The 7,386-nt window shown below is 71.7% G+C and carries 10 protein-coding genes; 7 read left to right on the forward strand and 3 right to left on the reverse strand.

Annotated features, from left to right (window positions below):
- Nucleotides 1–18 precede the first annotated feature (18 nt).
- Complete coding sequence (locus FNH05_RS27475) at nucleotides 19–498, forward strand: cysteine dioxygenase (protein ID WP_144591715.1); 480 nt, start codon at nucleotides 19–21, stop codon at nucleotides 496–498.
- On the opposite strand, the gene FNH05_RS27480 is transcribed toward FNH05_RS27475, so the two are convergent.
- On the reverse strand, nucleotides 462–1,154 hold the full coding sequence (locus FNH05_RS27480; protein WP_144591702.1) for a pyridoxamine 5'-phosphate oxidase family protein: 693 nt from the start codon (nucleotides 1,152–1,154) through the stop codon (nucleotides 462–464). The genes FNH05_RS27475 and FNH05_RS27480 overlap by 37 nt on opposite strands.
- Nucleotides 1,155–1,234: 80 nt before the next feature.
- Between FNH05_RS27480 and pdxR the strand changes: the two genes are divergently transcribed.
- The gene (gene pdxR / locus FNH05_RS27485) at nucleotides 1,235–2,605 is read left to right on the forward strand and encodes a MocR-like pyridoxine biosynthesis transcription factor PdxR (protein ID WP_144591704.1); all 1,371 of its coding nucleotides are present in this window, start codon (nucleotides 1,235–1,237) and stop codon (nucleotides 2,603–2,605) included.
- A gap of 36 nt (nucleotides 2,606–2,641) precedes the next feature.
- Entirely contained in the window at nucleotides 2,642–3,733 is a 1,092-nt protein-coding gene (locus FNH05_RS27490) for a D-alanine--D-alanine ligase family protein (RefSeq protein ID WP_144591706.1), read from the forward strand.
- A gap of 37 nt (nucleotides 3,734–3,770) precedes the next feature.
- Here FNH05_RS27490 and FNH05_RS27495 read toward each other — a convergent pair whose 3' ends face one another.
- Together FNH05_RS27495 and FNH05_RS27500 are read right to left on the reverse strand one after the other, a co-directional pair.
- Nucleotides 3,771–4,310 carry a DUF3515 domain-containing protein gene (locus FNH05_RS27495; RefSeq protein ID WP_144591707.1) on the reverse strand — a complete coding sequence of 180 codons (540 nt, stop codon included), beginning with the start codon at nucleotides 4,308–4,310 and terminating at the stop codon, nucleotides 3,771–3,773.
- A 20-nt stretch (nucleotides 4,311–4,330) separates the two neighbouring features.
- Nucleotides 4,331–4,564, reverse strand: coding sequence for an Lrp/AsnC family transcriptional regulator (locus tag FNH05_RS27500; RefSeq protein ID WP_144591717.1), 234 nt, complete (start codon nucleotides 4,562–4,564; stop codon nucleotides 4,331–4,333).
- Nucleotides 4,565–4,680: 116 nt separating this feature from the next.
- On the opposite strand from FNH05_RS27500, the gene FNH05_RS27505 reads away from it, so the two are divergent.
- The 4 genes from FNH05_RS27505 to FNH05_RS27520 form a co-directional block, all read left to right on the forward strand.
- Entirely contained in the window at nucleotides 4,681–5,649 is a 969-nt protein-coding gene (locus FNH05_RS27505; RefSeq protein ID WP_144591708.1) for a thiamine-phosphate kinase, read from the forward strand.
- Between the two features lie 17 nt (nucleotides 5,650–5,666).
- Nucleotides 5,667–6,152 (forward strand): GNAT family N-acetyltransferase, encoded by a 486-nt coding sequence (locus tag FNH05_RS27510; protein ID WP_144591710.1) that lies wholly within the window; start codon nucleotides 5,667–5,669, stop codon nucleotides 6,150–6,152.
- The gene (locus FNH05_RS27515) at nucleotides 6,152–6,676 is read left to right on the forward strand and encodes a gamma carbonic anhydrase family protein (RefSeq protein ID WP_144591711.1); all 525 of its coding nucleotides are present in this window, start codon (nucleotides 6,152–6,154) and stop codon (nucleotides 6,674–6,676) included. The genes FNH05_RS27510 and FNH05_RS27515 overlap by 1 nt, the downstream gene beginning before the upstream one ends.
- 64 nt (nucleotides 6,677–6,740) lie before the next feature.
- The coding region (locus FNH05_RS27520) for a uracil-DNA glycosylase (RefSeq protein WP_144591713.1) at nucleotides 6,741–7,386 on the forward strand (646 nt) is incomplete at its 3' end.

A 7,386-nucleotide genomic window follows, 5' to 3' on the forward strand; every position in this document is an offset into this window, starting at 1 on the left:
GTCAAGGACACCTTCGCCATGTTCGCCGTTCCGGACAACACCGTCGCTCTTGCCGAAAAGACCGCCCTGCGCCACCCGGTCCGGGTCGCCCTGGAATACGCCGCCGAGCGGGAACGCTGGCGCGACCGGCTCCGCTACGACCCCGACCGCCGGTTTTCCACCCTCATCGACCGCACCGAGGCCGAAGAGGTCTGGCTGCTGGGCTGGCTTCCCGGCCAGCACACGGATCTGCACGACCACGGCCCGTCCACCGGTGCCTTCACCGTGGTCAGTGGCCGGCTGTCGGAAACGGTCGCGCGCGTCGCGCCCGACGGCCGGGCGATCAGCGAGTACCACGACCTCGGCACCGGTCAGTCCCGCGTGTTCGGGCCCGGTTACGTGCACCAGGTGCGCAACACCGGGAACGATCCTGCGATCAGCATCCACGTGTACCGCGCGGGTGGCCGGGTGATGCGGCCCTATCACCTGGATCCGTCGAGCGGACCCGTGCGGGACTGAGTCCGGCCCGCCCGGCCGGCGACGTGGTCCGGGATCGGGGCACCCGCGGGGTGGTAGGCGGCCGGGACCGGTTCGCCGAAGGTGGTCCGGACCGGTAGCACACCCGCCCAGACGGCGTGGTTCCCGAGGTCCTCCTGGTCGTCTCCCGGTTCGCCGCGCCGCGTCTTCACGGAGGCTTCGGCCAGGCTGAGCGCGAGGACCGTCACTCCGGCCAGTTCCCGGGCGTTGACCTCCCGTGCGTGGTCCCAGGAACCGGGTGTGAGGTGGTCGGTGATGGCGCGCAGAGCGCGCAGTTTCGCCTCCCGCCCGGTGACGGCCTCGGCCCGGCCGTGCACCACCGCGCTGCGGTAGTTCATCGAGTGGTTGTTGAGGGAACGCGCGTACACGAGGCCGTCGAGCAGGGTGACCGTGACGCACACGTCCACGCCGGACGCGGCCGCGCGCATGTTCCGAGATCCGGTGGAACCATGGAAGTAGAGCGTGTCGCCGTCGCGGCCGAAACCGGTGGGCAGCACCACCGGCGATCCGTCGAGCACGAGGCCGACGTGACAGATCATGGCTTCGTCGAGCAGGTCGTAGAGGGCCTGCCGGTCGGTGGCCGCACGTTCGCGGTAACGGGTCAGTGTGCTGCGGGGCGTGGGGGAAAGCTGGGTCATGACCTCGATGGTGATCCCTCAAGTGGCATCGTAAAATAGCCACTGAAGAGTAGGTTGAGAAGTCCCCTTTGGAGGTCGCCGTGGCTCGTTCCGGGACCGTGCTGCCCGTGACGCTGGACCGCGAGTCCCCGGTCCCGCTGGCCGTCCAGCTCGCCGACGCGCTGCGCACCTCGGCCGCCAATGGGCATCTGCGCGGCGGCGACCGGCTGCCGTCCACCCGGGCGCTCGCCGAACGGCTGGGCGTGAGCCGCACCGTCACCTCCGCCGCCTACGAACAGCTGCACGCCGAGGGCTGGATCGCCGGGCGCCACGGTTCGGGCACCTACGTCACCACCTCCCCGCCCAGCGACCGGCCGGTCCCGCGCAGCATCGCCGAGGAGTGGGCCGAACCCGACGGGCACCTCGACCTCATGCCCGGCGCACCGTGGGCCGCCGGACTCGACCGCGCCGCATGGCGGCGGGCGTGGCGGGCCGCCGCGGACACCTCCCCGCTGTCCCAGCCGCACCGGGCGGGCCTGCCCGAATACCGGGCGGCGATCGCCGAACACCTGCTGCGCCACCGAGGTCTCGCGGTCGGCACCGAATCCGTGCTCGCCACCGGCGGCACCACGGCCGCGGTCGTGGAGCTGGCGACCGCGGTGTTCGCCGCCGGCGACGCGGTCGCGATGGAGGAACCGGGATACCAGCGTGCCGTGCAGTCGTTCCGGAGTGCCGGACGGCGAGTGCTGGAGGTGCCGGTCGACGCGGAGGGGCTGCGGCCGGACCGCATCCCGCCCGGAGTCCGCGCCGTGTACTGCTCGCCCGCCCACCAGTACCCGCTGGGCGGCCGCATGAGCGCCGCGCGCCGCGTCGAGCTGATCGAGCGGGCCCGCGCCGAGGACTTCCTGATCATCGAGGACGACTACGACGGGGAGCTGCGCTTCGACGTCGCGCCGCTGCCGCTGCTGGCCGCGCTGGCTCCGGACGTCGTGGTGCACCTGGGCACCACGAGCAAGATCCTCACCACCACGCTGGGCGCGGGCTGGATGGTCGCGCCGCCCGCGGTGGCTTCGGCCGTGCTCGGCTACCGGGAGCGGACCGGCACCCGCCCGTCCCCGGCCGGGCAGCGCGTGCTCGTCGAACTGGCCCGGCACGGCGATCTCGGCCGCCACCTCCGCAAACTGCGGCGGGAACTGTCGGAACGGCGGACGCTGCTGGTCAGTGCCCTGCGCGAGGGCGACGTCCGGGTGCTCGGCGACGAGGCGGGCGCCCATCTGGTGGTGCCGTTCCCGTCCGCGGAGGTCGAGCGGGAGCGCCTCGAGGCGGCGGCCGCGCACGGCATCCTCTTCGACGGGCTCGGCAGGCACTTCTCCGGAGTGCCGACCCAGTTCGGTGCCGCGCTCGGTTACGCGGGCTGTTCCCGCGAGGCGCTGCGCGACGCGCTGCCTGTCCTGGTCGACTTACTGCGCTGATCCGATAGCCGCAAGAGCCCGGTAGGGTGACGGCCCATGAGCGCACGCAAGACGCGGGTGGCCGTGGTGTTCGGCGGCCGCAGCACCGAGCACACCATCTCCTGTGTGTCGGCGGGCAGTGTGCTGGCGAATCTCGACCCCGACCGGTTCGAGATCGTGCCCATCGGCATCACCCGCGAAGGCGGCTGGGTGCTGGGCACCTCGGACCCGGCGTCGCTGGAGATCCGCGGCCGCGAACTGCCCTCGGTCGAGGACGGCAAGGCGCTGGTGCTGGCGGGCGACCCGACCCGCCGGGAACTGGTGGGCATCGACGAGGGCACCGAGGCGCTCGGCGGGGTCGACGTGGTCTTTCCCGTGCTGCACGGTGCCTTCGGCGAGGACGGCACGATCCAGGGTCTGCTCGAAATGGCCGGGATCCCGTACGTGGGCGCCGGCGTGCTCGCCAGCGCGGCCGCGATGGACAAGGAGTACGCGAAGAAACTCCTGGCCGCCGAGGGCCTTCCGGTCGGCCGTTATGCCGCGCTGCGCCGCGGGCAGGCCACTCTGTCCGAAACGGACCGGGAGCACCTGGGCCTCCCGGTGTTCGTCAAGCCCGCCCGTGCGGGTTCGTCCATCGGCATCAGCAAGGTGACCGGCTGGGACCAGCTGGACGAGGCGATCGCGCTCGCCCGCCGGACCGACCCGAAGGTGCTCGTCGAGGCGGGCGTCTCCGGGCGTGAGGTCGAGTGCGGGGTGCTGGAGTTCCCGGACGGCCGCGTCGAGGCTTCGCTGCCCGCCGAGATCCGCGTGCTGTCCGAGGCACCCGGCGCGTGGTACGACTTCGAGACGAAGTACCTCGGCGAGGACGCCGAACTCGACATCCCGGCCAAACTCGACGACGCCGTCACCGAGCGGCTGCGCGGGCTCGCGGTCCGGGCCTTCCAGGCGCTGGACTGCCAGGGCCTGGCGCGCGTGGACTTCTTCGTCGGCGACGACGGCGAGCTGACCATCAACGAGGTGAACACCATGCCCGGGTTCACCAGCACCTCGGCCTACCCGAAGATGTGGGCCGTCACGGGCGTGGACTACCGCACCCTGCTCACGACCCTGATCGAAACGGCCCTCGCGCGCGGCACCGGCCTGCGCTGAGCCTTGCACCGGGCCGGTACCGGCCCGGTGCAAAGGCTCAGAAGCGCAGCGGGACGGCCGGGAGCGTGTTGGCGACCGTCTCCAGAACCTGCTGGAGCGGTCCGGTGCCCGCCGAGGAGGGCACCGTCACCCCCAGGTAGACGGCCCGGTCGACCACGTACCAGGTCGACGAGCCGTCACCCTCGGCCAGCAGCGTCTGCACGCCCGAGACCACCCGCAGGGAGCTGCTCGGGGTGAGGTCCCCCGGCCGCTCCAGCCCGCAGCGCACCACCACCGCCTCCGGTGAGCCCCAGGCCACGGTCGCGGGCGGGGCAGGCTGGGCCAGCTCCCGCCGCGACAGCTTCGTACCGTCCGAGGTCAGCTCGGCGGGCAGCGCGGCGAGAATCCGGTCGCACTCCGGGCTGTTCGCCTGCGGGGCGGGCACCGGCACCAGCGCGAGCGGGCCGTCGCCGGACGGGCCGGACCGGGAGCCGAGCACACCGGCGATCGCGACACCGGCGGCGAGGGCGAGGGCGAGGACCGAGGCCAGCACGATCAGTCGTCGTGACGGGGCCCCGGTGGTCTCCGTATCGGGCACGCCTCTAACGATGCACCAGCCTAGAGATGCACGACGGGGCAGGTCAGTGTCCTCGTGATGCCTTCCACACCCTGGACCTTGGCGACCACGAGCTGGCCGAGCCGGTCGACCGTCTCCGCCTCGGCCCGCACGATCACGTCGTAGGGGCCGGTCACGTCCTCGGAGCTGGTGACCCCGGGGATGCCGGAAATCTCCGCGGCGACCGCGGCGGCCTTGCCGACTTCGGTCTGGATGAGGATGTATGCGTGGACCACGGCGTGCCCCTTCGTCTTCTTCGTCGAGCGCAAGGTAGGAACGTCAGAAGAACCTACCCTCCCCAGGGACGATAGGTAATCCGACTTTCTGAGCTACTACGGAAGAGAGTGCGCGAGTGACGTCACACCACGACACCGGCGCGAAGACCGTCGCCGAGGTGGGTGAGTTCGGGCTGATCAGGGCGGTGAACGAAAACCGCAGGCAGCCGTCGAGCACACTGCTCGGCCCCGGAGACGACGCCGCACTGATCGCCACCCCCGACGGCCGCGTCGTCGCCAGCACCGACGTGCTGGTGCAGGGTGTGCACTTCCGGCTCGACTGGTCCACACCCGAGCAGGTGGGCCGGAAGGCCGTCGCGGTCAACCTGGCCGACGTGGCGGCGATGGGCGCGGTGCCGACCTCCGTGCTGGTCGGGCTCGCCTGCCCCGGCGACACCCCAGCCGCGATGATCACGGAACTGGCCGACGGCATGTGGGCGGAAGCCGCCGCGGCCGGGGCGGGCCTGGTCGGCGGCGACACGGTGCAGGCCGACCAGCTGATGATCAGCGTTACGGCGCTGGGCGACCTGCGCGGCCGGGACCCGGTGACCCGCGCCGGTGCCCGCCCCGGGGACATCGTGGCGGTGTGCGGGCGGCTCGGCTGGGCGGCGGCGGGGCTGGCGGTGCTGCACCGCGGGTTCCGCTCCCCGGTCAGCGTGGTCAACGCGCAGCGCTTCCCCGAGCCGCCCTATGCCGCCGGTCCCGCCGCGGCCGAGGCGGGCGCGACCGCGATGATCGACGTCTCGGACGGGCTCATCGCCGATCTCGGGCACATCGCCGAGGCGTCGGAGGTGGGCATCGACATCCGCACCGACGCGCTGGACATCAGCCACCGCCTGATCGAGGTGGGCACCGCGCTCGGCGCCGACCCGCTGCGGTGGGTGCTGACCGGAGGTGAGGACCACGCCCTCGCGGCCGCCTTCCCGCCGTTCGCCGAGCTGCCCGAGGGCTGGCGCCGGATCGGCTCGGTCACCATGCCCGGCTCCGGGCTCACCGTGGATGGTGAGCCGTACCACGACGAAGGTGGCTGGGAGCACTGGAGATGACTCGTTAGCATGCTGGGGTGGATCTCCGTGTGCAGCCCTTCGACCATCCGGACGCGGTGAAGCTGATCGAGGAGGTCCAGCAGGAGTACGTCCAGCGCTACGGCGACTTCGACCGCACCCCCACCGATCCCGGCCAGTTCGCGCTGCCGCGGGGCCTGTTCGTGGTCGGCTACCTCGACGGCGCGCCGGTGGCCTGCGGCGGCTGGCGGGCGCACGAGGACCCGCCGAACGGGCTGCGCGCCGGCGACGCCGAGATCAAGCGGATGTACGTGCAGGAATCGGTGCGGGGAAAGGGATTCGCCCGCGCCGTGCTGGCGGAGCTGGAACGCACCGCGCGGGCGGCCGGGCACACCAGGACGGTGCTGGAGACCGGTCTCAAACAGCCGGAGGCGATCGCGTTGTACACCTCGTCCGGCTACACCGGGATCGGAAAGTTCGGGTACTACCGGGACGACGCGCTGAGCCTGTGCTTCGGCAAGGACCTTGTCGAGAAGGGCAACTGATGGCGATCTACGCGCTCGGGGACCGGGAACCCCGGATCCACCCGCAGGCCTACGTGCATCCGGACGCCACCGTGATCGGGGACGTGCGGATCGGCGCGTTCGCCTCGGTGTGGCCGCAGACCGTGCTGCGCGGCGACCACGGGTACATCGAGATCGGGGAGCGGTCCAACATCCAGGACGGGTGCGTGGTGCACTGCACCCGGCAGGACCCGACGATCCTCGGACCCTCCTCGGCGGTCGGGCATTCCGTGCACGTCGAAGGGGCCAGGATCGGGACGGGATGCCTCATCGCCTCGGGTTCGGTGGTGCTGAACGGAAGCGTGGTCGAAGACGGCGGCATGGTGGGCGCGGGCGCGGTCCTGTCCTACGGCTCGCACGTGCCCTCCGGCCACATCGCGCTGGGTGTTCCGGCGAAGACCAGGCCCAACACCTCGTTCGGCCCCGAGTCGATCCGGCACGTGGTGGACAGTTACGTGGAACGGGCGGCGCTTTTCCGCGAGCAGCTCCGCCGCCTCGACGGCTGACGCTCGTTTTCCCGTGGGGAACCCGCTGCGGTGGCGGAGCGGGAAAGCGCTAAGGTCCCTGCCCGTGACCGGAAAACCGCTGCGGGAAATCATGGAAGAAGGCTGGGCGCAGGCACTGGACCCGGTGGCCGACCGGATCTCGGCGATGGGGGACTTCCTGCGCGCCGAGATCGCGGCAGGCCGGCGCTACCTTCCGTCCGGGGACAACGTGCTGCGCGCTTTCCAGCAGCCCTTCGCCGACGTGCGGGTGCTCATCGTCGGGCAGGACCCGTACCCGACTCCCGGCCACCCGATCGGCCTGTGCTTCGCGGTCGCGCCCGACGTGCGGCCCCTGCCGAAGAGCCTGATCAACATTTTCAAGGAATACTCGGACGATCTGGGGCATCCGGCACCGTCCAATGGGGACCTGGCCCCGTGGACCGAGCAGGGCGTGCTGCTGCTGAACAGGGCGCTGACCGTCCGCCCCGGCGCGCCGAACTCGCACAAGGGCAAGGGCTGGGAGGAGATCACCGAGCAGGCGATCCGCGCGCTGGCCGCCCGCGGTGGCCCGCTCGTGGCGATCCTGTGGGGCAGCAACGCCCGCAGCCTCAAGCCGTTGCTGGGCGAGGTGCCGTGCATCGAGTCCGTCCACCCCAGCCCGCTGTCGGCGCGCAACGGCTTCTTCGGCTCCCGCCCCTTCAGCCGCGCCAACCACCTCCTCGAATCCCAAG

Source organism: Amycolatopsis rhizosphaerae (assembly GCF_007713715.1).
Lineage (GTDB): Bacteria > Actinomycetota > Actinomycetes > Mycobacteriales > Pseudonocardiaceae > Amycolatopsis_E > Amycolatopsis_E rhizosphaerae.

Bases quoted from the DNA above. Each gene is read 5' to 3' on its own strand.
- FNH05_RS27515 (WP_144591711.1), top strand. From the start codon at position 6,152: ATGGCGATCTACGCGCTCGGGGACCGGGAACCCCGGATCCACCCGCAG.
- FNH05_RS27475 (WP_144591715.1), top strand. From the start codon at position 19: ATGTTCGCCGTTCCGGACAACACCGTCGCTCTTGCCGAAAAGACCGCC.
- FNH05_RS27480 (WP_144591702.1), bottom strand. From the start codon at position 1,154: ATGACCCAGCTTTCCCCCACGCCCCGCAGCACACTGACCCGTTACCGC.
- FNH05_RS27490 (WP_144591706.1), top strand. From the start codon at position 2,642: ATGAGCGCACGCAAGACGCGGGTGGCCGTGGTGTTCGGCGGCCGCAGC.